General features: G+C 51.8%; 22 protein-coding genes. 2 read left to right on the forward strand and 20 right to left on the reverse strand.

The window, feature by feature from the left end; all coding sequences use genetic code 11:
* Positions 1-69 precede the first annotated feature (69 nt).
* The 5 genes from CXIVA_RS01290 to CXIVA_RS01315 form a co-directional block, all read right to left on the reverse strand.
* Positions 70-870, reverse strand: coding sequence for an ATP-binding cassette domain-containing protein (locus CXIVA_RS01290; protein ID WP_013976196.1), 801 nt, complete (start codon positions 868-870; stop codon positions 70-72).
* Positions 864-1,805: an ABC transporter permease gene (locus tag CXIVA_RS01295; RefSeq protein ID WP_013976197.1), complete on the reverse strand. Its 942-nt coding sequence runs from the start codon at positions 1,803-1,805 to the stop codon at positions 864-866. The genes CXIVA_RS01290 and CXIVA_RS01295 overlap by 7 nt, the downstream gene beginning before the upstream one ends.
* 298 nt (positions 1,806-2,103) lie before the next feature.
* Positions 2,104-3,150: an ABC transporter substrate-binding protein gene (locus CXIVA_RS01305; RefSeq protein ID WP_013976198.1), complete on the reverse strand. Its 1,047-nt coding sequence runs from the start codon at positions 3,148-3,150 to the stop codon at positions 2,104-2,106.
* 19 nt (positions 3,151-3,169) lie between these two features.
* Positions 3,170-4,114 (reverse strand): GTP-binding protein, encoded by a 945-nt coding sequence (locus CXIVA_RS01310; protein WP_013976199.1) that lies wholly within the window; start codon positions 4,112-4,114, stop codon positions 3,170-3,172.
* Positions 4,115-4,147: 33 nt separating this feature from the next.
* The gene (locus tag CXIVA_RS01315; RefSeq protein WP_013976200.1) at positions 4,148-5,230 is read right to left on the reverse strand and encodes a CobW family GTP-binding protein; all 1,083 of its coding nucleotides are present in this window, start codon (positions 5,228-5,230) and stop codon (positions 4,148-4,150) included.
* Between the two features lie 219 nt (positions 5,231-5,449).
* On the opposite strand from CXIVA_RS01315, the gene CXIVA_RS01320 reads away from it, so the two are divergent.
* A complete protein-coding gene (locus CXIVA_RS01320) occupies positions 5,450-6,088 on the forward strand; it encodes a lactate utilization protein (RefSeq protein WP_013976201.1) in 639 nt (212 codons plus the stop codon).
* A 105-nt stretch (positions 6,089-6,193) separates the two neighbouring features.
* Here the strand turns inward: CXIVA_RS01320 and argS are convergent, their stop codons facing one another.
* From argS to CXIVA_RS01390, 14 genes are all read right to left on the reverse strand, one after another.
* A complete protein-coding gene (argS, locus tag CXIVA_RS01325; protein ID WP_013976202.1) occupies positions 6,194-7,960 on the reverse strand; it encodes an arginine--tRNA ligase in 1,767 nt (588 codons plus the stop codon).
* 177 nt (positions 7,961-8,137) lie between these two features.
* Positions 8,138-9,271, reverse strand: a complete 1,134-nt coding sequence (gene ftsZ / locus CXIVA_RS01330) for a cell division protein FtsZ (RefSeq protein WP_013976203.1) — start codon at positions 9,269-9,271, stop codon at positions 8,138-8,140.
* A gap of 243 nt (positions 9,272-9,514) precedes the next feature.
* Complete coding sequence (locus CXIVA_RS01335; protein ID WP_013976204.1) at positions 9,515-10,444, reverse strand: hypothetical protein; 930 nt, start codon at positions 10,442-10,444, stop codon at positions 9,515-9,517.
* Entirely contained in the window at positions 10,434-11,591 is a 1,158-nt protein-coding gene (locus CXIVA_RS01340) for a putative peptidoglycan glycosyltransferase FtsW (protein ID WP_013976205.1), read from the reverse strand. The genes CXIVA_RS01335 and CXIVA_RS01340 overlap by 11 nt, the downstream gene beginning before the upstream one ends.
* Positions 11,592-11,597: 6 nt before the next feature.
* Positions 11,598-12,956, reverse strand: coding sequence for a UDP-N-acetylmuramoyl-L-alanine--D-glutamate ligase (gene murD, locus CXIVA_RS01345; protein ID WP_013976206.1), 1,359 nt, complete (start codon positions 12,954-12,956; stop codon positions 11,598-11,600).
* An 87-nt stretch (positions 12,957-13,043) separates the two neighbouring features.
* Positions 13,044-13,994: a phospho-N-acetylmuramoyl-pentapeptide-transferase gene (mraY, locus tag CXIVA_RS01350; protein WP_148267832.1), complete on the reverse strand. Its 951-nt coding sequence runs from the start codon at positions 13,992-13,994 to the stop codon at positions 13,044-13,046.
* A 38-nt stretch (positions 13,995-14,032) separates the two neighbouring features.
* On the reverse strand, positions 14,033-15,823 hold the full coding sequence (locus CXIVA_RS01355; protein ID WP_242822903.1) for a penicillin-binding protein 2: 1,791 nt from the start codon (positions 15,821-15,823) through the stop codon (positions 14,033-14,035).
* A gap of 103 nt (positions 15,824-15,926) precedes the next feature.
* A complete protein-coding gene (locus CXIVA_RS01360; RefSeq protein ID WP_013976209.1) occupies positions 15,927-16,421 on the reverse strand; it encodes a hypothetical protein in 495 nt (164 codons plus the stop codon).
* A 63-nt stretch (positions 16,422-16,484) separates the two neighbouring features.
* Entirely contained in the window at positions 16,485-17,429 is a 945-nt protein-coding gene (rsmH, locus tag CXIVA_RS01365; RefSeq protein ID WP_013976210.1) for a 16S rRNA (cytosine(1402)-N(4))-methyltransferase RsmH, read from the reverse strand.
* A 47-nt stretch (positions 17,430-17,476) separates the two neighbouring features.
* The gene (gene mraZ / locus CXIVA_RS01370) at positions 17,477-17,908 is read right to left on the reverse strand and encodes a division/cell wall cluster transcriptional repressor MraZ (protein WP_013976211.1); all 432 of its coding nucleotides are present in this window, start codon (positions 17,906-17,908) and stop codon (positions 17,477-17,479) included.
* A 446-nt stretch (positions 17,909-18,354) separates the two neighbouring features.
* On the reverse strand, positions 18,355-19,698 hold the full coding sequence (locus tag CXIVA_RS01375; RefSeq protein ID WP_013976212.1) for an acetyl-CoA hydrolase/transferase C-terminal domain-containing protein: 1,344 nt from the start codon (positions 19,696-19,698) through the stop codon (positions 18,355-18,357).
* Positions 19,699-19,901: 203 nt separating this feature from the next.
* Positions 19,902-20,780, reverse strand: a complete 879-nt coding sequence (lgt, locus tag CXIVA_RS01380) for a prolipoprotein diacylglyceryl transferase (protein ID WP_013976213.1) — start codon at positions 20,778-20,780, stop codon at positions 19,902-19,904.
* A 2-nt stretch (positions 20,781-20,782) separates the two neighbouring features.
* Positions 20,783-22,741, reverse strand: coding sequence for a threonine--tRNA ligase (gene thrS / locus CXIVA_RS01385; RefSeq protein ID WP_013976214.1), 1,959 nt, complete (start codon positions 22,739-22,741; stop codon positions 20,783-20,785).
* Between the two features lie 64 nt (positions 22,742-22,805).
* Positions 22,806-23,312, reverse strand: coding sequence for an SEC-C metal-binding domain-containing protein (locus CXIVA_RS01390; RefSeq protein ID WP_013976215.1), 507 nt, complete (start codon positions 23,310-23,312; stop codon positions 22,806-22,808).
* Positions 23,313-23,502: 190 nt separating this feature from the next.
* Here CXIVA_RS01390 and CXIVA_RS13990 point away from each other — a divergent pair, with 190 nt between their 5' ends.
* Positions 23,503-23,784 carry a hypothetical protein gene (locus CXIVA_RS13990; protein WP_013976216.1) on the forward strand — a complete coding sequence of 94 codons (282 nt, stop codon included), beginning with the start codon at positions 23,503-23,505 and terminating at the stop codon, positions 23,782-23,784.
* A 125-nt stretch (positions 23,785-23,909) separates the two neighbouring features.
* Here CXIVA_RS13990 and CXIVA_RS01400 read toward each other — a convergent pair whose 3' ends face one another.
* Positions 23,910-25,190, reverse strand: a complete 1,281-nt coding sequence (locus tag CXIVA_RS01400) for an adenylosuccinate synthase (RefSeq protein ID WP_013976217.1) — start codon at positions 25,188-25,190, stop codon at positions 23,910-23,912.
* Positions 25,191-25,332: the final 142 nt, after the last annotated feature.

Consider the following 25,332-nt stretch of genomic DNA (forward strand, 5'->3'; position numbering starts at 1 on the left):
GTCAATTTTTATGCAATACATACAATGTTGTTACCGAGACACCAAACGGTAACCCTATTTTTTTGTCAATTAGCTCAAAAGAATCCGGTCATCATCCAGCTGTCTGCCCACGCCTTCCCGGAACCGTTCCAGCAGATCCTGCACGGTCAGACCTTCTCTCTCTTTCCCCTTCAGGTCCAGCACAATTTCGCCGGCATTCATCATCAGGGTCCGGTTGCCCATTGCCAGCGCCGACTCCATATTGTGCGTAATCATCAGGCAGGCCAGATTGTTCTCTTTGACGATGCGTTTTGTTAAATCCAGCACTTTTTCCGCTGTGGCCGGATCCAGGGCTGCCGTATGCTCATCCAGCAGAAGGATCTTCGGTGTCACCAGCGTAGCCATCAGCAGTGTCAGGGCCTGACGCTGTCCGCCGGACAGCAGACCCACCGGCTGTTTCATCCGGTCCTCCAGTCCCATATTCAGTTCCGCCAGGCGCTCCCGGAACATCTCTTTCTCTTTTCTGCCGACTCTGGAAAAATAGGCCCGGCTGGATTTGGCCGTGCGGAGGTAGGAAAGGGCCAGGTTTTCCTCTATGGTCATATGGGGCGCCGTGCCCTTCATGGGATCCTGAAACATGCGTCCGATCATTTTAGCCCGTTTGTGTTCGGACAGAAAGGTAATGTCCTGTCCGTCCAGCAGCACATATCCGCCGTCCGGAATAAAGCTTCCGGAAATGGCATTGAACATGGTGCTTTTTCCGGCGCCGTTGCTGCCCACAATCGTGGCAAATTCTCCGTTGTCCAGCTTCAGGCTGATGTCCCGCAGTGCCACCTTCTCGTTTACCGTGCCGGCATTAAAGGTTTTTTTGATATGGATCAGTTCTAGCATCTTTCTTCCCCTCCTTCTCTGCGGGCCCGGACCGACTGCACTTTTCTCCGGTGCAGCGCCATGGATTTTCTGATTGCAGGGACGGCAATGGCTGCCGCTACAATAATCGCGGAAATCAGTTTCAGGCTTTCTGCCGGCACATTGAACCGCAGGGCAATGGCGATAATGAACCGGTAAATCACAGATCCGATAATGACCCCTGTAATCCAGCGCACTCTTCCTCTTTTTCCAAACAGCGTTTCTCCGATAATCAGGCTGGCCAGACCGATGACCACCATGCCGGTGCCCAGGTTGACATCGGCGGATTTCTGGTACTGGGCCAGCATTCCGCCGGAAAGCGCAGTCATTGCGTTGGCCAGGCACAGACCTACCGTAATGGTCATTTTCGGGTTAATGGAAGAAGCGCGCACCATATCTTCATTATCCCCGGTTGCCCGGATGGACATGCCGAGCCGGGTTGCCATAAACAGAATCAGCAGAACCGCCACAACCGCCACGATAATAATCACTTCGATAAACTTATACCATTCCGATAAAAACGGGCTGGCAGCCACCCACTCCTTGGCTGTGCTGAAAATCGTAGGGGAATGGAACAGGCTGATGTTGGTCGTAAAGCCCATGGCCATAATATTGATTGTATACAGGCCTGTATTGGTGATAATTCCTGCCAGAATCGAAGGCACACCCAGCCTGGTCTGCAGAAAAGCCGTCACGAAGCCGGCGGCAAGCCCGGACACAATCGCCGCCAGGAGCGCAAGAAACGGATGGCCTGCCAGACACACCGTCGCGCTGACCGCGCAGCCCAGCGTAAAGCAGCCGTCTGTGGTCAGATCGGCAATATTCAGAATACTGAAACTCAGAAACAGCGCCAGGGCAACCAGGGAATAAATCAGTCCCACTTCCAGGGCGCCCTGCACAATCGCTACAGTGATCATTATTTTTTCCTCTCAATCTCTTTCATGGTTTTTTGATGATACTACAAAAGGATAACTCGCATTTCTTTCTCAGGCAAGTGCGTTTCTGAAATCCGGAGTGATTATTTCCCCGCCGGAACCTTCCTGCCGGGACATTTTCCTCCTGGAATTTTTCTCCGGGAAATCCGCAAACCAAAAAAATCCCGGAAACTTCCGCTCTGTCCGGTCTGATGCAGACCGGGCGGAGCGAAAGTTTCCGGGAGAACGGATTCCCATCAAATGCAGGCAGTCCGCCGAAACCGTTCCGGCAGTTTTCCTGTTATTCTTTCGATGTTTTTACTGTCACTACCTTTTTCCCTTTGATGGATTTGAATACCGAATAATCCAGTCCCAGGGCCTTAGCCGTATCCGTGTTTACCGTGATGATATTTCCATCCATTACAGATACCGGAAGCTCCGCCGGATCCTGGCCTTTCAGCACTTTGACCGCCATGTCAGCAGTTTTGGTGCCCAGTTCCGTGTAATCCACGCCGCAGGTCGCGTAGGCGCCGTTCCGTACAAAGGAATCCGCGCCGGCGTAATGGGGCACTTTGTGTTTGATAAACTTGTCGGCAATGGCCAGTTCCGCCTGTGCCACGGTATTGTCTGTCGGTGTGAATACCGCGTCCACTTTGTCCACCATGCTGTCCACAGCCGCAGACACCTCGTCACTGGTGGTACCTGTCTTTTCGATATACTTCACGCCTTTTTTATCCAGGTACTTCTTGGCCTCCTTAATCGGCACTTCACTGGAGTCTTCGGACTTATTGTACAGCAGGCCGATGGTCTTCGCTTTCGGATTCTGTTCAAAAATCATGTCCAGAAGCTGAGAAGCGTCCAGATAATCGCTGGTTCCGGTCACATTGCCGCCCGGTTTTTTCAGGGACTGTACCAGTCCTGCGCCCACCGGATCGGAAATGGCCGCAAACACAATGGGTGTTTTGCTGTCTTCCGCGGCATTCTGCATGCACTGGGCAGCCAGTGTGGCAATCGGAATGATGCAGTCGTAGCCGTCACTTACCACATCGGAACCGATGGTGTTCAGTGTGGATGTGTCATTCTGGCCGTTGAATTCGGTATATTTTATGGTAATCCCCTCTGCCTTGGACTTGGCATCCAGCTCCGATTCCACCGCTTTGCGGATCTGATCCAGTGACGCGTGATCCATCGTCTGCACAATGGCTACTTTGTAGGTTTTTCCTGATGTTTCCGCCGCAGCGCTTCCGTCGGACGCAGCCGATTTCTTTGATGATGCTCCGCCGCAGCCCGCCAGCAGAACTGCTGCCATGGCGCCCGCCAGTCCCAGCGCAATGATTCGTTTCTTCATTTTCCTTCCTCCTGAACTGTTAGTTAAAATAGCATACTGCTTCCTCCGGTTCCTTCGCCGGAATCACTTCCTCGGCGTAAAGCACCGGTCCTTTTCCCCTGTATTCCTTGGCAAACTCATGATGGATCTCCGCCGTCAGGTAGACCCATGATTTGTGCGGAATGGAAGAGGCGTCTTTATATTTTACCTTAAATCCGATAAACTGTATATCCTCCACACAGCAGGTCATGGCAAAACGGCCGCCCACAAACAGCGGCTTTTTCCCGAATTTTTCCTCCGGTCGGTAGACCAGGGCAAGGAAACGCACTTTCTTTCCTTCGTATTTCTTCGGATTATCCTGAATATCCAGATAAAATATGCCGTAATCCATATCCGTGATCTCAATCAGGTCCTGATTCAGATCATAGGGCAGCTCCTCCATCTCACTGTCGTCGATGGTGCCGTCTTCCCGTTCATATACGATCTGGGCCTTCCGATTGCGGGCCTTGACGGTGCGTCTGAATTTTGCCTTGGGCGTCGCATCGGTACACCGATTAAAAATGACCACATCCGCGCTGAAGAGCTGTTCCATCATCATGGTACGCATATTGTTCAGCATTACTTCAAACGTGGACGCGTCCACAGTGGCCAGCTGCTGAATGATCTCCCAGCCTTTCGGCAGTTCCATCTCGAGAATCCGGGCCGCTTCCCAGGTGCCGTTGTATTCAATAAACACGGCATCCGGCTGATACATCTGATCCAGCTTTTTCAGTGTCTCTGTGTTAAACTCCTCCGGAGATTCCAGAAGCACCACCGCCGCATTCACATTTTTGAACTTTTCTTCGTCATATTCCACTTCACCGTCTTCGCAGGCGATCACCAGACTGTTGCCTTCCGCAAAATCGGCATCTACCACCGTTTCCGTAATCAGCGTCGTCTTGCCGCTGTCCATGAAGCCGGTAAACAGATAGACTGCTGCTTCCATGTCAGTTCCTCTCTGTCCATTCGTCCAAACGACCTATGCCAGTTCGAACAATTCTTCCAGTTTCTGCTCCTCCAGATCCGTGCCGATCACTACCAGGCGTCCGGTATATTCCGGGGCGCCCTCCCGGATCTCATAATCTCCGGATACCATGTCAAAATACAGCCAGGTACCGTCTTCTGCCGGCACCATGCCCTTGGAACGAAGTACGGTGCCGTAGTCTTCGGTGTCTACAAAGGCTTTCAGGATCTTTTCTATTTTCTCTTTTGTATATTTGTGCGGCGTCTCTCTGCCCCAGCTGGTGAAAATCTCATCCGCATGATGGTGATGATGGTCATGATCATGATGATGTTCGTGCTCATGCTCGTGATCGTGGTCATGATCATGATGATGTTCATGCTCGTGCTCATGCTCGTGGTCATGATCATGATGATGTTCATGCTCGTGCTCATGCTCGTGATGATGCTCTTCCTCCCCGGCATGGGCTTTCTTAAACTCTTCCAGCATCGTCTCCATCAGGGTCTCCTGGCCTTCCACTGCGCTGAGGATCTGATTGCCGGTAAGGTCATCCCAGGGTGTGGTGATCACCGCTGCCTTGCTGTTCAGGCTGCGGATCTGCTTGACGCAGGCATCCAGGGCCTCATCCGTCAGATCCTGGGTACGGCTCAGAATCACCGTAGTTGCATTGGCAATCTGATCATTGAAAAATTCGCCGAAGGCGCGCATCTGCTTGACTGCCTTTTTCGCATTGACAACCGCCACGAGACCGTTTAATTTCACTCCGTGGCTGCCTTCCAGCGGTGTCACCGACTTCATAACATCGGACAGTTTGCCGACACCAGAGGGCTCAATGATAATCCGGTCCGGATGATAGCCGCTGATGACTTCGTTCAGGCTTCTGGAGAAGTCTCCCACCAGCGTACAGCAGATGCATCCGGAGTTCAGTTCCCGGATTTCCACGCCGGACTCTTTTAAGAATCCGCCGTCAATGCCTACCTCACCGTATTCATTTTCAATCAGTACCACCTGCTCGTCCGCCAGGGACTCTTTTAACAGTTTCTGGATCAGGGTCGTCTTGCCTGCTCCCAGAAAACCGGAAATAATATCTACTTTTATCATACGATTTATTCACTCCTTTTTCTTCTGCGGCATACACCTGCCGCAATATTAGAAATCATAGTCTGATTAGGGGTAATTGTCAAGCCGCACGCCCTTGTCCCTTCCGCAAAACCGTGCTACCATACTTCTTGGAAACACGATCCATGGAAAACCATCTGACACCTCTGACATCTATACAGCAGATCTGTCATCTTTACAGCAGAAAGGAAGGGATCCGATATGTCAGCAAAGTCTGATTTTTACCGCCGGCAGGCGGAAACCATTATCAAGCATATGGAAAAGCGAAACATCAGGGGCATGTATGCGGAAAATGCCGCCGAAGCCCGCGCCAAAGCCCTGGCTCTCATTCAGCCGGATACCACGGTGGCTTTCGGAGGATCCATGACACTGGAGGAAATCGGTCTTCTGGACACGCTGCGTGAACGCAGCGATATCCGTCTGCTGGACCGCTATGCCTGTCATACCCAGGAAGAACGGGAGCAGCTGTTCCGGGAGTCCTATTTCAGCGACTATTATCTCATGAGTTCCAACGCCATTACCCTGGACGGCCAGCTCATCAATATTGACGGCACCGGCAACCGGGTCTCCGCCCTCATCTACGGTCCGAAACAGGTGATTATCGTAGCCGGCATGAACAAAGTGGTTACGTCGCTGGAGGAAGGCATCGCCCGGATCCGCAATATTTCCTCGCCGCCCAACTGTGTCCGCCTGGAACGGAAGACCCCCTGCGCGGTAACAGGTACCTGCGGCGACTGCTACGGTGAAGACTGTATCTGCAACCAGATCGTCCGCACCAGAAGAAGCGCGGTGAAAAACCGCATCCAGGTCATCCTCATCGGTGAGCCTCTGGGCTACTGATGTTCCGGCATACCCGAAAACCAGCCGGTATGCCCCTGATTTCTGAAAAAAATCCGCCGGACAGCATGTCCGACGGATTTTTTCTTTCTGTCACGCAGGCGGAGGTTACATCCTGTCCGGTGCGGTAAATCCAAGAACATCGATGGATGTTTCCAGGATCTGTCTGGTGAGCTGCAGAAGGGCCAGATAACCTTTCTGCCGTGTTTCGTCCTCTTCTGCCAGAATCTTTGTTTCATGGTAGAAATGGTTGAAGGCATTGGCCAGCTCGTAAACGTAGGCGCACAGACGATGGGGCGCCAGTTCCTCATAGGCACTGCACATTGCGTCCTGAAACCGGGACAGCACCAGCATCAGGTCTTTTTCATTCTTTGTCTCCGGTGTGCAGAAGGCCGATTCCTCCGGGTTTTTGCCCTGCTCCGTATATTTTCTTAAAATCGACTTCATACGCACGATGGTATACAGAATATAAGGGCCGGTATTTCCCTCAAAGGAAGTGAACCGCTCCATATCAAATATATAATCCTTGGATGCCTGGTTGGACAGGTCCCCGTACTTGATCGCGGACAAAGCTACCATTCCTGCTGTTTCCTGTGCCTCCGCTTCCTCCACGGTATGGTTGCCGGCAATTTTCTGATACATTTCCTCCCGGATATCATCCAGCAGCGTTTCCAGGCGCATCACTCCGCCTTCACGGGTTTTGAAGGGTTTGCCGTCTTTTCCGTTCATGGTGCCGAAGCCGATAAAGGTAAGCTCGGTATCCGGTCCCACAATGCCTGTCTTTCTCGCACAGCGGAATACCTGGATAAAGTGCATTTCCTGCCGTTTGTCCACTACATAAATCACCTGATCCGGGTGATAATCCTCCATTCTCCAGACCAGAGTGGCCAGGTCTGTCGATGTATACAGGGCAGCGCCGTCCGATTTCAGGATCATGCAGGGCGGGATCTCTTTCGTGTCAGTCTCCTCTTTCACGTCAACCACCAGTGCCCCGTCGCTGATGCGGGCGAATCCTTCCTCCTTCATCTTCTCTGCCATGGGCGCAATGTAAGGATCCGCGTCAGACTCCCCTTTCCACAGATCAAAGGATACCTGCAGCTTTTCGTAATTTTTCTTCAGATCAGATACTGACACATTCAGGATATGCCGAAGCAGCGCGCGGTAACCTCTGCGTCCGTGCTGCAGCTGAAATGTAGCCTCCATGGCTTCTGCCTTGTAGTCCGCATCCTCTTTGGATCTGCCGGAAGCCGTCGGATAGATTTCTTCCAGTTCTGAAATGGTAAAGGGCGGTTCTTCCGGATATTCTCCGGTATAATCTGGGTCAAAATAAGGCAGATCCGGTTTTCTCTGCTTCAGTTCTGTGATAATCAGTCCCATCTGCAGGCCCCAGTCACCCAGATGCACATCGCCGATCACCCGGTTGCCCATATAGCGGCAGATGCGTTTGACGCTTTCCCCGATCACCGCGGAACGCAGATGTCCCACATGCAGGGGCTTTGCCACATTGGGGCCGCCGTAGTCGATCATAATTGTCTTCGGTTCTTTTACTTTTTCACAGCCGAAACGCCGGTCCGAAGCCATGTCCGTCATATACTGCTTCAGATATTCCGGCGCCAGCCGCAGGTTCAGAAACCCCGGCTTCACGCTTTCCACGGAAGCGAACATGGGATTGGAAGCCAGCGCTGCCGCCACATCATCCGCGATCATAAACGGCGCCTTGTGGTACTGCTTGGCTGCCGCCAGCGCGCCGTTGCACTGATATTCACAAAGATCCGGCCGGTTGGATAAGGTCACTTTTCCGTAGGACGCGTCATATCCGGCCTGCTGAAACGCCTGGGTTACCTCCCGGGCAATCAGATCCAATACTTTTTCCATAACTGTATACTCCTGTACTTGTTCTGGTTCCTGCCGCCACTCTCCCGGAATGCCGGAGGGAACATCCGCAGACCCTTCTTCCAAGGGTCCCTGTGTCTGCAACTGAAGAAAGGAGAAACACGCACAGCATGTTTCTCCTGAAATCGTTCGAAGGAATTCTGGAAACCGTTCGGGATACTATTTTCTGGGATTTTTCAGGAAGGTCGGTATGGAAATATCCTTGGCCGGTTTGGGCTGGGGAATCCTTGCGCCGATCGGTTCCGTCGGAATCGCTGTGCTCTGGGGCGCGCTCTGCTGGGGCGCAGCTTCCGGAGCCGCTGCGGCTGTTCTTCTGCCAAGGCCGGGGACATCGATTTCCTTTTCATCCGTCAGGCCGGTGGCAATGACAGTGATCTGAACAGAATCCTCTGCGGTGTCGTCGTATTTCGCGCCGAAGATGATATTGGCATCTTCGCCGGTCAGATCCTGGACATAGTTTGCCGCGTCGTTGGCATCCATCAGGGAAATATCGCCGGAGATATTGATGATGACATGGGAGGCTCCCTTGATATTGGTCTCAAGCAGCGGACTTTCCACAGCAATCTTCACTGCTTCCAGCGCCTTGTCGTCGCCGCTGGCGGATCCGATTCCGATATGTGCCAGTCCCTTGTCTCTCATAACGGTCTCTACATCCGCAAAGTCCAGGTTGATCAGGGCCGGAAGGTTGATCAGGTCCGTGATTCCCTGTACCGCCTGCTGAAGTACAATATCTGCCTTCTTTAAGGCGTCTTTCATAGTGGTGCGGCGGTCAACAATCTCCAGCAGCTTGTCATTGGGGATCACAATCAGTGTATCCACCGAATCTTTCAGCTTTTCGATGCCGGCCAGCGCGTTTTTCATACGTGCCTTGGCTTCGAAACGAAACGGCTTGGTTACCACACCGACGGTAAGAATGCCTTTTTCCTTTGCCATTCTGGCTACCACAGGGGCACCGCCGGTACCGGTACCGCCGCCCATACCGCAGGTGACGAATACCATATCCGCGCCTTCAATCGCCTCAGCCAGTTCGCTGCTGCTTTCCTCGGCTGCCTTCTCGCCCACTTCCGGTCTGGCGCCGGCGCCCAGGCCGTTGGTCAGTTTTTCTCCAATGGGGATCAGTGTCGGAGCCTTGCAAAGAGCCAGGGCCTGTTTGTCCGTATTCACACCGACAAATTCCACACCGCCAATATTTTCATCTATCATACGGTTCACGGCATTGTTGCCGGCACCGCCAATACCTAACACAATGATCTTGGCATTGGATTCCGTCTGAATGTCTGTAATTTCCAGCACGTCTGTTTCCTCCTTCTATATCCTGAAAACGAAATAATTCAGCTTGCAGTTCCGCATTTTTAAGCGAAAACAGTCAAGATAATAATATAATCTTTTCCCTGATTATTCAACATATAATTTTACTTTTCCCAAATATATCCGCTGCTTTCCGAACCTCCGGCACATAAATTGCATTCGGAGGAACCAAATGCCTGCTGCCGGCGGAAGCGCCGGAAAAAAGCCGGCATTCCGGCAGGTGTTCCGTCAGTTTTCCTGTCCGTCGGCGCCGGAAGACTCTGCCGTGCGTCCGGTGCCGGTCTTTGCGGCACTTTTTCTGCTGCTGTCTGCAGTACCTTTTTTGCTGCTGCCCGAGGTGTCTTTTTTGCTGCTCTCTGCCGTGCTGTCCACCGTGCTTTTCCCCGACCAGACCGTCAATTCTTTTTTCTTGAAATAAATATCTGTGGTGGCTTCTGTCCATGTCTCCATGTGAAGCGTTCCCGTCAGTTTTCTTTTTCTGATCTTCGGCAGGATATTCTGTACCCGGACAATCTTCTCATTCAGATAAACCGTATCTCCCAGATCCACCTGCACTTTTCCGTAATCCAGCAGATAGGTGCCGTCCGCTTTTACCAGCACCGCATCCGGCATGATCTTATATTTTTTCATCAGGCGGGAGATGCTCAGCAAATCGTTCAGGGCCTCGTTGTTGCTGATTTTCAGCTTTTGGTACAGGGTACCGCCGGAAAACTTCAGTCCCGCGATGCGCATGGTCTGGTCCAGCGGCTGATCCGTCCGCAGCAGGACCAGGCCTGTTTTGTCAATATAGGCAAAGGATTTGCCGGAGGAAAGCGCCACGTAACCGATGGCCTCTTTTTCATCCACCGTAATCACCAGATCATGGGGCGTCTTCATGCTGACTGTCACGCCGGAAGCGTAGGGCATCTGCGCCGGACTGCCGAACCGGTACCGCAGACAGACAAACAGGGAATTCCAGGAGGTCTTCCCGGTCATCACGGCCTTCTCCACCGTCTTGTCCGAATACAGCGTATTTCCCTTGACAGTCACGGATTTCACAGTAAAAACCTTCAGCACAATAACCGTCAGCGCTCCCAGAATAACCAGGATGATGATCAGCGCCATCCGGCGAATCCGATGTGCCATTTTTTTCTGTGCGGATGTTTTCTTAGTGTTCATAATGTACCGCCGATTCTTTTGCATTCTCTCCTGTGTGCAGCGGGATGGACCTGGAGACTCCAAGCACCAGCCCCATCTCCGCCAGCAGCATGATCACCGAGGTTCCTCCGTAACTGATAAACGGAAGGGTTATGCCCGTATTGGGAATCGTATTGGTCACCACGGCAATATTCAGAATCACCTGCAGCGCGATGTGCCCCATGACGCCGATGACCATCAGAGAGGCGAAGAGATCTCTGGCATTGTTGGCGATTACCATAAACCGCCAGATCAGCAGGCCGAATAAGAGCAGCACGCCGATGGCGCCAAACAGGCCAAGCTCCTCCGTAATAATGGTAAAAATAAAATCATTCTGCGCTTCCGGCACATAGTTCATTTTCTGGATGCTGTTGCCAAGGCCCTTTCCGAAAAGCCCGCCGGATCCCAGCGCATACAGTCCCTGCAGCGTCTGATAGACGTCATTGGGATACTGATCCGGATGGAGCCAGGCCTTAATACGGACGCTCCGATAGCCGGCCAGCAGCGTAAAGATCCCCGCCGCCCCGGCTCCGGCCACAATCAGGCCAAGAAAATGCGAATACTTCGGACTGACTACAAACATCATAATCACGGCAATGCCTGCAATGATAATCGCTGTACTTAAGTTGGTGGCCGCAATCGGAATCAGCACCGGAATCAGATAGGCCAGCACCTTCAGCACCGTGCGGAAACTGCTGATCTGCCTGGGAATTCTGCACAGTACCGACGCCAGAAAAACAATCACAGCGATTTTCGCGAACTCGGAGGGCTGAAAACTCACGCCGCCGATGTTGAGCCAGCGCTGGGAATTGTTGTAGGAAGTACCCGCTACAATTACCGCAAAGCACAGCAGAATCGAGAAAATATATGCTCCTTTTGCGATCCGTTTCCAGAACGTGTAGCGAACCTGGGAGAAAAAGAGCATAAAAACCAGGCCGATGAGCACCGAGCGCAGCTGCCGCTTCAGATAAAATGCCGCGTCGTGAAACTGGCTCATGGCCTCATAGGAGCTGACGCTGTACAGCATGACCAGACCGAACCCCACAAGGAAAATGATAAGAAACAGCAGGCTGTAGTCAAAAAATCTGGAATTGTTCACCGGGTTCCGCAATCTGCGCAGAAAATTCATGATCCATTACTCCTTTAACGCATGCACCATTTCCTTAAACATACGTCCGCGAACTTCATAATTCGGGAACATTCCCCAGCTTGCACAGGCCGGAGACAGCAATACAGTGTCTCCATTTTCTGCCGACTGATAGCAAATGTCAACCGCTTCCTGCAGAGAATCCGCGAAAACATAATCCGTAAAGCCCAGTTCCTTTGCCTCCTGTGCAATTTTCTCAGCAGTCTGGCCCAGAAGTACCAGTTTCTTCACTTTGCCGTCAAAGCTCCGGATCCATTCTTTGTAATCGGACTGTTTGTCGTATCCGCCGGCAATCAGAAGAGTCGGCCGGTCCATGGCCTGAATGCCCTTGATGGCCGCATCCGGATTGGTGCCTTTTGAGTCATTGTAAAAACGGATGCCCCGTTTTTCCGTTACATATTCAATTCTGTGCTCCACTGCCTGAAAGCTGCGGAGTACCGAGGCGATGGTATCAAAGGAAACCCCTGCGGCATGCGCCATGGCAGCTGCCGCCATGGCATTCTCATGGTTGTGACGGCCGAGAATATTCAGTTCGGTGGTTTCCACGATCCTGTTTACGGTTCCCTGTTCCGCGCAGCAGATCGTATCTCCGTCCAGATAATACCCGTCCTTCAGCACACGGGCGCTGGAAAACCAGATGATTTTCGCCTGCAGCGCATGGGCCCGGTCCCGGAGGATTTCGTCCTCATAATTCAACACACAGACATCCTCTGCTGTCTGATTTTTCGCAATGTTTAATTTTGCCCGGATATAATTTTCCATCGTATGATGCCGGTTCAGGTGATCCGGTGTAATGTTCAGCACAGCAGCCACATTGGGATGAAACTGATCAATGGTCTCCAGCTGAAAACTGCTGATTTCCGCCACGGTCACGGTATCATCGGTGGAATCGGACACTTCACTGGTATAGGGGATTCCGATATTTCCCACGACTTTCACATCTGCTCCCGACGCTTTCATAATCTCTCCCAGGAGTGAGGTTGTGGTGGTTTTTCCGTTTGTTCCGGTAATGGCAAGAATTTTACCCTTCTGACAGCGGTACCCTAATTCAATCTCTCCCCAGACCGGAATGCCCCGCTCTTTCAGCCGGAGCACCAGCGGAAGATCCGTAGGGATCCCGGGACTCAGCACCGCCAGCTGAATTCCCGCTGTCTGTTCTTCTGTAAGGCTTCCCGTGACCAGCTCCGGCTGTCTGCCGTCAAACTGCCCCAGGACCTTTTCGGTATCCAGTTCTTTATTTTCATCAAAAAGAAGCACCTGCGCCCCTTTGTCCAAAAGCAGCTTTGCCGCCGCAATTCCGCTGATGCCGGTTCCGTATACCATTGTCTTCCGATTGGTAAAATCCATGTGTTTTTCCTCCAGTGATGCACATATAGCTGCCCCCACTCCTGCAAAAGCAGGGAATGGGGGTGTTGTCCAGTCTCTTTGTCTCTGTTACAGGCGAATCAGCGCCAGAAGGCAGAGGAGAAAGGTGGCTGCCGAGAAGACTGCCACTACCTTAACCTCGGACCATCCGCCCAGTTCAAAATGATGATGAATCGGCGCCATCCGGAAGATCCGTTTTCCTCCGGTCTTTTTGAAATACGTCACCTGAATCATAACGGACAGAATCTCAATCCAGTAAATCAGTCCCACAATCAGGATATAAATCGGCATCTGCATCATATAGGCAGAGGCCGCCACAAAACCGCCCAGCGCCAGTGAGCCGGTATCTCCCATAAAGACTTTTGCCGGATAGACATTATACATCAGGAATCCCAGCAGCGCGCCGATCACTGCCGCGCACACCGGCGCGATCCCCGCGTCAAACCGCAGGGAACAGAGCAGGAAAAACGCCGCCACCGGCAGTGTCACCGTAGAAGCCAGGCCGTCCAGGCCGTCTGTAAAATTCACGCCGTTCACCGTGCCGAGAATTCCCAGAAAAAGCACGGGAACCGCAACCCAGGAAAGGCGCAGCATATTCCCTGCCGTAAAAGGGATCCGCAGCTGCAGTGAAACATGGGCCGCCAGCAGGTAAATCAGAAACAGCACGACGACGATGATCTGCAGCAGAAATTTCTGTTTTGCCTTCAGTCCGTCTTTGTCGTGTTTCACCGCTTTCAGATAATCATCCAGAAAGCCGATGACCCCAAATCCGAGGGCTACCAGCATCACCGGAAGAATTCTGGGGTATCTGTGGGCATAAATCAGCGTAACCACCAGCATGCCCGCAAGGATCATAATGCCTCCCATCGAGGGGGTTCCCATTTTTTTCTGGTGGGATTTCAGTTCTTCTCGCTCGGTATTGCCGATTTTTAACTTCTGCAGAGCCGGAATCACAAAGGGTCCCAGAACCAGAACCACAAAAAACGCGATAAATATCGGCAGAATTACCTGAACAGTCAACATAACATACTCCTTCTCGCCGCCTGACCTGCGGCTGATTATTTTTCATCTTTCTGAATATTCATATACGGCAGCACTTCCTTGAGAATCGACTTTACAATTCCCTGGGCATAGGTACTGTGGGCCTGATCGGCTGCATTCGGCTCATCCACCACGCAGTAAATTGCCACCTGGGGATTTTTCGCAGGAACCGCGCCTTCAAAGGATACCAGATAATTTCCTCTTCCACGGGGCTGTTTTTCCGCGGTACCGGTTTTTCCGGTCATGGAATACCCCTTCACTTTCGCTGTTTTGCCGGTGCCCTTCGGGCCTGTTACTTCCTGAAGATAGGAAATCAGCTTCTTCGAAGTGGATTCGGACACTGTCTTCCGCAGCAGGGTGGCATCCTTCGTCTCCACCACATTTTCCTTGTCGTCCTCAATCTTGGATACCATGTGGGGCTGATAGTAATTGCCGCCGTTCACCAGGGAACAGTAGGCGGAAATCACCTGAACCATCGTAACGTTGAAGTTCTGCCCGAAGGAATTGGTGGCCAGATTGATCTTGTTTAATTCCTGCTCGGAATACAGCAGGGAATCTGTCCGGGCTTCCCCCGGCAGGTCAATATTCGTTTTCAGGCCGAAATTAAACACATGCTGGTATTTCGAAAAGGTCTTTGCCCCCAGCGTCAGCCCGATATCCATCAGCGATACGTTGCAGGAATCCCGCAGCGCGTGGGCAATCGTCTCCGTCCCGTGGCCGGAGCGGTTATCACAGTGAATCTGCTCCCCGCTGATGGTCTTTACCCCGCTGCAGTAATAGGTCTCATTGCCGGTAAGCTTTCCGGATTCCAGTCCCGCTGCCACCGTAAACGGCTTAAATGTGGATCCCGGTTCGTAAGTGGTGGTCGTGCAGAAATTCTGCCAGATATCGTTGAGGGCTTCCAGCCGCTCATCATCGGACATCTTTTTGATCTCGCTTTTGGAATAGTAATCCGTCAGGCTCCAGGGATCGTTCAGCGAAAACGACGGATAGGAAGCCATGGCAAGCACTTCCCCGGAATTCGGATCCATCAGAATAACGCCGATATGCTTCGCGGCGTTTGTATGACTGCTGTTGGAAGAATACTTTCTGGCAAACTCCCTGATCTTATCTTCTACAATGGACTGAATATTCACATCAATGGTAGAGACGATGCTCTCTCCGTTGGTGGCCTCTTTGACGGTTGTCTCATAGGTGGAGTCATCGTTCAGATAGCCGTAGGACCTTCCGTCCGTACCATTCAGCGTATCATTGTAATAATCCTCCAGTCCCCCGATTCCTTCATTGCCTGCTGTCGTAAATCCCAGGACAGAGGCAGCCAGCGTATCATAGGGATACTTGCGGATATATTCCTTTTCAAACCATACGCCTTTGATATTTGCTCCGGTTTTCTCATCGTTCTGCAGTTTTTCAAACTTAGACACCTTGGAATAGGCCAGTTTCTTTGCCAGCTTGTAATATTTTGTGGTTTTGTGTTTTTCGATATAGGACTTTACTTTCTCCCTGTCAATACCGAAACACTCTTTCAGGGCGTTCAGCGTGGGATCCAGATAGGTGTCCTTGCTGGTGATGACACTGCAATCCAAAATGACATTGTAGACGTCGGTACTGGTTGCAAGGACCGTGCCCTTGCGGTCTACAATGTCACCTCTGCGGAATGGAATTGTGGTACTGGAGTACTCCTGCTGACTCAGTACAATTTTTTCATAACGGTCTCCGCTGCGCAGCTGTATAAAAGCAACTCTTGCCAGCAAAAACACCATAAGCACAACGATGGCAACAAAAACAAGAAACAGTTTCTTCTTCATACGCTGTGCTAAGTGAAATTTCTTTATTCTTTTTTTTCTTCGGGCCATAAATCTTGCGTCCTGTTCTGATCTTTCCTACGGATTGTCGGATACGCGGGTTCCGTCAGTCAGAAGACTTTTCCAGCTGGGTCATATAATCCTTCTGGTTCACGGAAAAGTACACCACCTGTTTGCTGCTGGGATAGGAAAGTCCCAGTTTTCTGGCTTTTTTCTTTACACTGTTGAGATTAACGGATGTCTGGAGCTGCTTCTCCAGCGCGTCATTGTCCGCTTTCCGGCTGCTGACTTCTTCCTGCAGCGCAGACACCTGCTGCATGCTGGCGGTCACTGCCGTGCGCCTGCTGACAAGGACGGAACATCCCACCACACAGATCAGCACAACAGCCGCAAGAAACAGCAGATAGCTCCGGTTAAACCGCAGCGCATGCTGCTGGTTGCGCCGGGCAATATTCTGCCGGGCGCGGATCTGTTCCTGCTGTCTGCGGGTGCGTCTGGGCGGTTCCGGTTTTTTCTCCGGTACCGGTTCCAGCCTCGGCGCCGCGCTTCCTTCCGTATAAACCATTCGGTATTTTGGTCTGCTCTTCCTGCTGTCAGCCATTGTCCTTCTGCTCCTGTGTGTGATACTTCCTATTATGTAACGACCTGTAACAAATCCATCCTTCTATACGGATGCTTTTTCGAACACCCGCAGTTTCGCGCTTTTGGCGCGCCGGTTCGCTTTCATTTCTTCCTCTCCCGGAAGAATCGGCTTCTTTGTCAGCATCCTTCCCTGGGACACCTTTCCGCATACACATACCGGAAAATCCGGCGGGCATGTGCAGGGGTTCTCGTTTCTGCGGAAATTCTGCTTCACGATCCTGTCCTCCAGCGAATGGAAGGTGATGATGCAAAGCCGTCCGCCCGGTTTCAGCAGCTGAATCATGCCGTCAATGGACTCTTCCAGGACTTCCAGTTCGTGATTCAGTTCAATCCGAATCGCCTGATAGGTCCGTTTCGCGGGATGTCCGCCATGCTCCCTGGCTTTGGCGGGAATCGAACGCCGGATCACCGCATTGAGCTGTCCGGCTGTGACAATCGGCTCTTTTTCTCTCGCCTGCACAATATTCTTCGCAATGGATCTGGCAAAACGTTCTTCCCCGTATTCACGAATGATCCGGCACAATTCGGCCTCGCTGTATCCATTGACAATGTCCCGGGCCGTAAGGCTCTGTCTCTGATCCATGCGCATATCCAAGGGCGCATCCTCTTCCCGGTAGGTAAAGCCCCGGGACTGTTCATCCAGCTGATAGGAAGATACCCCCAGGTCCAGAAGGATTCCGTCCACCGCCGGGATTCCCTCCCGGGATAAAACCTCCCCCATTTCATGATAATTGCTGCGGATGATCCGCACCTTATCCCGGAAAGGTTCCAGGCGCTGTGTGGCGGCGCGGATCGCGTCTGCGTCCTGATCAATGCCGATCAGTCTGCCCCGTTCGGAAATTCTGCGGCAGATCTCATAACTGTGACCGGCACCGCCCAGCGTCCCGTCCACATATATGCCGTCCGGGTCTGTCAGCAGCCACTCCATACATTCTTCCAGCAATACCGATTTGTGTTGAAATTCCATCCTGTGTCCTTCTATGCCAAAACAGCCGCGGATGCCGCGGCCGTCGGTTAAATTCCGAGTCCCAGTTCCGCCATATGCTCCGCAATCTCATCCATATCTTCGTATTCGTTCTCTGCCATCCAGCGGTCCGCATCCCAGATCTCAATCCTGTTGCGGACTCCGGCCAGCACGGTGTCTTTCTTCAGTCCGGCAAACTCCCGCAGGACGCCCGGAATCAGGACTCTTCCCTGCTTGTCCACTTCACAGGAAGCGGCTCCCGCGAAGAAAAATCTGGAAAATTTGCGGGCTTCTTTTCCCGTGGTTATGATCTCGTTGAAATGTTCCTCAATCTGTTCCCACTCACTCATGGGATAGACATAAAGGCAGTGATCCAGACCTTTGGTCATCACAAACTCGTCACCCAGCTGATCCCGAAATTTCGCCGGCACGATCAGACGGCCTTTGGGATCAATGGTATGATTGTATTGTCCCATAAACATCGAGATCACCTTCTTTCCGGAGCGTACGGCTGATGCGGGTGAAAGTTATGCACAATTTTATCCACTTTATCCACTTTCCACCCTTCGGCACCACTTCAAACCACTTTTGTAACAATTCTACCCCGAATCCCCTGAAAAAGCAATGTCTTTTTCTCTTAAGAAAATCGAAAAAAATGCCCGATTTTCAACGGTTTGCCATTTTTCTGACACGAATGTATCCGGACTGTAGCCCGCAGCTTTTCAGGCTTTCCATACCACAAGCTGTAATTTTTGTAACATTTTGTACGGAATTCTTAACAATTTGTCCGCCCTGTGTGGAGGAAGGTGGGGGGATTTTGCAGATTTTCCCCTGAAATTAAAAAAAGCATATCCGGGAGCGGCCTGTACCGCTCCCGGATATGCTTTTCACGGGAAATGATATCAAAGTGATTTTTCTTTTTTGTTTTTTACAATCCGCGCTTGTTGGAAGGCCGCCAGATTTTCTGTTTCTCCGCCTCCCGGATCAGCTCATCCCGGAAATCCGGATGGGCAATGGAAATCACACGTTCTGCCCGCTCCCAGGTGGGGATTCCCATCAGGTTCACCACACCATATTCCGTGGCCATAAACATGGTCTGTGTCCGGGGTGTGGTAATCACGTCACCACCGGTGAATTTCGGGATAATATTGGAATGCACCACCCCCTGCTTGTCAGTATGGGTGGAAGGCATCGCCAGGAACGCCTGGCCATGGTCCGCTTCACAGGCGCCGGTTACAAAATCAAGCTGTCCGCCGGTACCGCTGATGTGACGGGTTCCCGCTGTTTCGGAGCATACCTGTCCATACAGGTCCATGGCGATGCATCCGTTGATGGAAACAAAGTCATCCAGCGCTTTGATGGTTGCTGGACTGTTCACATAGGACATGGGGGCGGACATGATGTCAATATTGTTATCCAGGAAATCATACAGTTCCCGGGAACCGTTGCAGATAGAGAACACGCCCTTGCCCCGGTTGATCTTTTTCTTCTTATTTGTGATCTTCCCTGCCTGATACAGTTTCAGATAGCCGTCGCTCATGAGTTCGGTGTGCATGCCCAGGTCTTTCAGATCCGATTCCGCGATCAGTCCGCCCAGCGCGTTCGGCATACCGCCGATCCCGATCTGCAGCGTGATCCCGTCATACAGGTAGGGGAAAATATTTGCCGCAATGGCCCGGTCAATCTCACTGGCTTCGCCGCCCGGAGCCGTGCCGATCGGATGATTGTTTTCCACCACATAATCCACTTCGGAAATGTGGATATGATCCCCTTCCATGCCGAAAATTCGGGGCATCGTCTCATTTACTTCCAGAATAATATGATCTGCCGCATCCAGCATCTCCTGCATACAGCAGTTGGTCAGTCCATAGCTGAAATATCCGTGGTCATCCATTGGCGTCACAGTGATCATGGCCACATTCACCGGAGCCAGTCCCTTCTTATAATAGGTGCCGTTGTAGCGGAACAGCATCGGATTGTAAAAGGCCAGTCCCTGATCCACATATTTGCGGTCCAACCCGGAACAATGCCAGGCATTGTAAGTAAACGCCCGGTGCTCCGGATCACATTCCGCCACCTGCACCGGCTTCATCGCAATGGCGCTGCGGATCTTGACATCCCGCAGTTCCTCTTTCCTCGCTGCCAGCGCCGCATCCAGGGCTTCCGGGAAAGAACAGGTCTGACTGTAATCCACCCAGTCTCCGTCTTTTACAAGTTTTACCGCTTCTTCCGGGGTGACAAGTTTCTGCTTATATTCGTCAAAAACGCTCATTCCTATTCCTTTCTGTCTGTTTCAGACATTTCAGTTTCGCATTCAGTCAGGTGTATTATACCATCTGCTTTCGGAATATGGAATATGATTTTGCAAGATATATAATATATTTTTTCAAAAAAGAACTGCTGTCAACTGCAGCAGTTCTTATGCATTTCAAATTTTTCAGCTCTGCGTCCGGCTGTTTTCCGTCTTTCTGTTTATCAGCTCTGCGTTCCGGCCGTTTTCTGTCTTCTGTGCACCCGGCGGCCGATCAGCAGCAAAAGCACGCCAAGCGCCGCCAGAATCACGGAAAGCACCTGAGACACAGCCAGCGAAGTTCCCGGTATCAGGAGCTGGTCTGTACGCAGCCCTTCAATCCAGGCGCGGCCGATGCCGTATCCCACCAGGTACAGGCAGAACACTTCTCCGTTGAATTTTTTATGTCTGGTCCAGAGCAGCAACAGAATCAGCAGTGCCAGGTTCCACAATGACTCATAGAGAAAGGTGGGGTGCACCTGGATGTACTGTATGCCGTCAATAGTCATCTGATGTTCCGCCAGCGCCGAACTGATATCCGAAGCCCGCACTGCGCTGACCGGCAGGCGCATGGCCAGGAGTCCGTCGGTATAGCCGCCGAAGGCTTCCCGATTGAAGAAATTGCCCCAGCGGCCGATGATCTGTCCAAGGACCAGGCCGAGAACCGCCGTATCAAATACCAGCCGCATATTCAACTTTTTGATCCGCGCATACAGCCAGGCAGAAAACACTGCCCCGATTACGCCTCCGTATATCGCCAGGCCGCCCTGACGGATATTCAGAATCGACAGCGGATGATCCTTATAGAGATCCCAGGAAAAAGCCACGTAATACAGCCGGGCACAGATCACGGAAATGATAATGCCCAGGATGGCCAGATTCAGGTAGTCATCCGGTGTCTGTCCCGTCCGGCGGGCCACCGCCATCACCAGCAGCGTGGCAAGCACCATGCCGGTGGCGATGACGATTCCATACAGGGCGATTTCAAACCCGAATACATGGATACTTTTCGGCACATGCCGCAGATACAGGTGCAGATGAGGAAAAATAATCCTGTAATCCATGCCTATTTTTCATCCTTTACTTCAATCCGACGGATTTCCTTGGTGCGGATCTCCCGGCAGATTGCGTCAATGAATTCCTGCAGAGGCTTTACGCCCTCATCTCCGGCATAGCGGCTGCGCACAGACACGGTGCCGTTCTCTGCTTCCTGCTGTCCCACTACCAGCATATACGGAATGCGTTTCAGGCGGGCTTCCCGGATCTTGAATCCGATCTTCTCGGAACGGTTATCCGCTGTGGCATCGATCCCGTTCTTTTTCAGTTCTTCGCATACCTGACGGGCATAATCTGCGTATTTTTCCGAAATAGACAGCACGCGCACCTGTTCCGGGCAGAGCCAGGTCGGGAACATGCCGGCATACTTCTCAATCAGCCAGGCCAGAGTACGCTCATAACATCCCAGAGAGGTTCTGTGGATGACATACGGGCGGACTTTCTCACCGCTCTGATCGATAAAGTACATGTCGAAATTTTCGGCAATCGCACAGTCTAACTGAATGGTGATCATGGTATCTTCTTTGCCGTAGACATTCTTTGCCTGAATATCAATCTTCGGGCCATAGAACGCGGCTTCTCCTTCTGCCTCTGTAAAGGGCAGATCATTTTCTACCAGAATCCGGCGGAGCGCTCCCTGGGATTTTTCCCAGTATTCCTCATCGCCCAGATATTTTTCCCTATTTGACGGATCCCATTTGGAAAGCCGATAGGTCACATCATCCTGCAGACCCAGGGTCTTTAATACGTAATTTGCCAGATTCAGACAGTTGCTCAGCTCTTCCTCCGTCTGATCCGGGCGGATAATGTTATGTCCTTCGGAAATCGTAAACTGACGGACTCTGGTCAGGCCGTGCATCTCTCCGGAATCTTCCTTCCGGAACAGGGTGGAAGTCTCTCCCATGCGGTACGGAAGATCCCGGTAAGATTTCTGTGTGTTTTTATATACATAATACTGGAACGGGCAGGTCATGGGACGGAGAGCCATAACATCCTTGTCCTGCGGATCGCCCAGAATGAACATGTCTTCCAGGTAATGATCCCAGTGTCCGGAAATCCGATACAGGTCATTTTTGGCCATCAGCGGGGTTTTCGTTCTGACATAGCCCCATTCCCGGTCTTCCAGATCTTCAATCCAGCGCTGCAGCTTCATGATGACCTTGGTTCCGTTCGGGAGCATCAGCGGGAGCCCCTGACCGATCACATCCACTGTGGTAAACAGCTCCATCTCGCGTCCCAGCTTATTGTGATCTCTGTTGCGGCGGTCCGCCAGGTCTTCCAGGTACGCATTCAGCTCCTCTTTCTTATTAAATGCAGTGCCGTAAATACGCTGCAGCTGGGCCCGGTCCGAATCTCCCCGCCAGTACGCCATGGAGGAAGAGGTCAGTTTGAAGGCTTTGATGCCTTTGGTCCGCATCAGATGCGGTCCGGCGCACAGATCTACGAATCCGTCCTGATCGTAGAAAGAAATTTCCGCGTCTTCCGGCAGATCCTGGATCAGTTCCACTTTGTAGGGTTCATTTCTGTCCTGCATGAATTTAATGGCTTCTGCCCGCGGCAGAGTGAACCGCTTCAGTTCATGCCCCTCTTTGATGATTTTTTTCATTTCTTTTTCCAGGCGGTCCAGATCCTCTCTGGAAAAGGGTTCCGCGTCAAAATCATAATAAAAGCCCTCGTCAATCGCCGGTCCGATCGCCAGCTTGGCTTCCGGGAAAAGACGCTTCACAGCTTCGGCCAGAACATGGGAAGCGGTATGCCGAACCGTACGTAAGCCTTCCGGATCCGCAGCGGTCAGAATATTCAGGGAAGCGTCTTCGCTGATCACGGTACGCAGATCCGCCACTTCGCCGTTGATTTCTCCCGCGCAGGCATTTCTGGCCAGGCCTTCACTGATATCACGGGCAATTTCATAGACACTTCTGGGGCTGTCGTATTCTTTTACCGAACCATCTTTTAATGTAATTTTCATAGTATTCTCCTTCACGATGCGCAAGCACACAAACGCCTGTCGCATGTCAGCTCTGCCGCCGAATTCACTTGTTTCTGCCGCAGCATTTTTTGTATTTTTTACCGCTGCCGCAGGGACACGGATCATTTGGGTATACTTTCGGCGCCTTGCGGATGATGCCTGCCTGTTTCTGCTCCCGATACAGTTCGGAACGCTTTTCCTCAGAAAAGATCTCCTTCCACTGCGGCAGTTCATACAGCCAGTCTGCTTTGGCATCTACCATATTTTTATAAAGTTTTTCCTTGTCAAATTCCAGGCTGACCCGGGAATCTTCCGTCAGGTCTTCCAGGTCATTGGGCGTCTTCAGACTCTCGTCAATGCCGTCCAGGAACCCTACCATCGCCATCACATCCAGGTCAAAACGATCTGCCAGCTCTTTTACCGTTCCTTCTACAATCTCATCCGGATTGGACAGAAGCTTTTCATATACACCCTTCTCCAGCTGGAAATAACGGTTCCAGAAATCCTGAAGCGCTGTTCTATCTGCTTTCTCATTAAAGGCAATTGCCTGCCACTCCTGTAATAATCCCATAGAGGTTCTCCTTTGTGTTTGGTTTCAGTTCTGCTGTTCTGCAGTTACACAGCAAACAGTATACCGCACTTTTTTTTATTTTTCAATCCTGTAACTCCCTCTCCCGTGTCCCCGGCCGTTTTCGCCGGCACTCTCTTCTTGACAAGGGGATGCAAATCAGAAACAATAGAACAAACGGAGGTAAGAACTATTGAAAACAGTGAAACGAATCCTGGCCATTCTGGGCCTCGTCCTCATTATCGGCCTTTTTGCCGCCACAATCATCCTGGCCGTCGCCGGCAGCCCGAACACCTTTCCCCTCTTCTGTCTGTCCCTTGTGGCCCTGATTGTGGTCCCGGTACTGCTCTGGGCCTATACGTTTATCTACCGGCTTCTGTCCGGACGCAGTGACCGTCCGGAACTGCCGGCAGATCCCAAAAAAACGCCCAAAAACGAACTGCCCCCGTCAGAAGACAGGAACTCCTCTGACTGACACACCTTCTCCCCAGCGTCTGGATCCCTTTGGCCAATTGCGCAGACTGCCGCCCGGGCCGGAAAATTCCGGCCCGGACGGCAGTTTTTTCATACATCCGAAAAATCTCCGGCTCTGTATCTGTATTATTTATTGCGGTAAATAATATCCTCACGGCCCGGGCCGTTGGATACCATGGTGATCGGGAATCCGATCTGCTCTTCGATAAACTCGATATAATTGCGGCAGTTCTCCGGAAGATCTTCGTATTTCCGGATACCGGTAATGTCACATTTCCATCCGGGAAGCTTTTTGTAGACCGGTTTTGCCCGGTTCAGGCGTGGTGTGTTGGGAAACTCTGTGGTCTCTTCGCCATCAATTTCATAGGCGACGCACACCGGGATCTCGTCCAGATATCCCAGCACATCCAGTACGGTAAACGCCACATCCGTAGCGCCCTGCAGGCGGCAGCCGTATTTGCTTGCCACGCAGTCAAACCATCCCATACGTCTGGGTCTTCCGGTTGTGGCGCCATATTCTCCGCCGTCACCGCCGCGGCGTCTCAGTTCCTCTGCTTCGTCACCGAAAATCTCGCTGACAAAGTCCCCGCCGCCTACTGCGCTGGAGTATGCCTTGCATACCGTAATAATCTGCTTGATTTCGTAAGGCGGGATACCGGCTCCGATGGCGCCGTAGGCTGCCAGTGTGGATGAGGATGTCACCATGGGATAGATGCCGTGATCCGGATCTTTCATCGTGCCCAGCTGGCCTTCCAGAAGAATCTCTTTTCCTTCTTTTCTGGCCTGTGCAAGATAAGAAGACACATCGCAGACATAGGGCGCGATCATCTCACGGTATTTTTTACAGGTTTCCACGATGCCGTCCACGGTCAGCAGCGGTTTGTGGTACAGATGCTCCAGGAGGACATTCTTTCTGTCACATACGGTCTGCGCCTTTTCCCGGATCAGATCGTCATCAAACAGTTCGCATACCTGGAATCCGATTTTCGCGTATTTATCGGAATAAAACGGGGCAATTCCGGACTTTGTGGATCCGAAGGACTTGCCGCCCAGACGTTCCTCTTCATACTGATCAAACAGGACATGATAGGGCATTACCACCTGTGCCCGGTCAGAAACCAGGATTCTCGGTTTCGGCACACCGCGGCTGACGATATCATCCAGTTCTCCGATCAGTTTTTCAATATCCAGCGCTACACCATTGCCGATGATGCTGGTTGTGTGAGAATAAAAACACCCGGAAGGAAGTGTATGCAGGGCAAATTTACCGTATTCGTTGACAATTGTATGTCCCGCATTGGCACCGCCCTGAAAACGGATAATAATATCCGCTTTTTCCGCAAGCATGTCTGTGATCTTGCCTTTTCCTTCGTCTCCCCAGTTCGCGCCTACCACTGCTTTAACCATTAAAAAGTTCCTCCTTTTTGCTTCTCGAGCTTCGTGTGATTACACTGCTGTCTGTAAATAACAACCTTTTCTTCTCACGTTTTCCCGCGGCGGAAAAGATCTGTGTCTGTACTGCCGGCCGTCATGATTTGCTTCCGGTTTA

Origin of the sequence: Clostridium sp. SY8519 (genome assembly GCF_000270305.1) — a bacterium.
Taxonomy (GTDB): Bacteria; Bacillota; Clostridia; order Lachnospirales; family Lachnospiraceae; genus SY8519.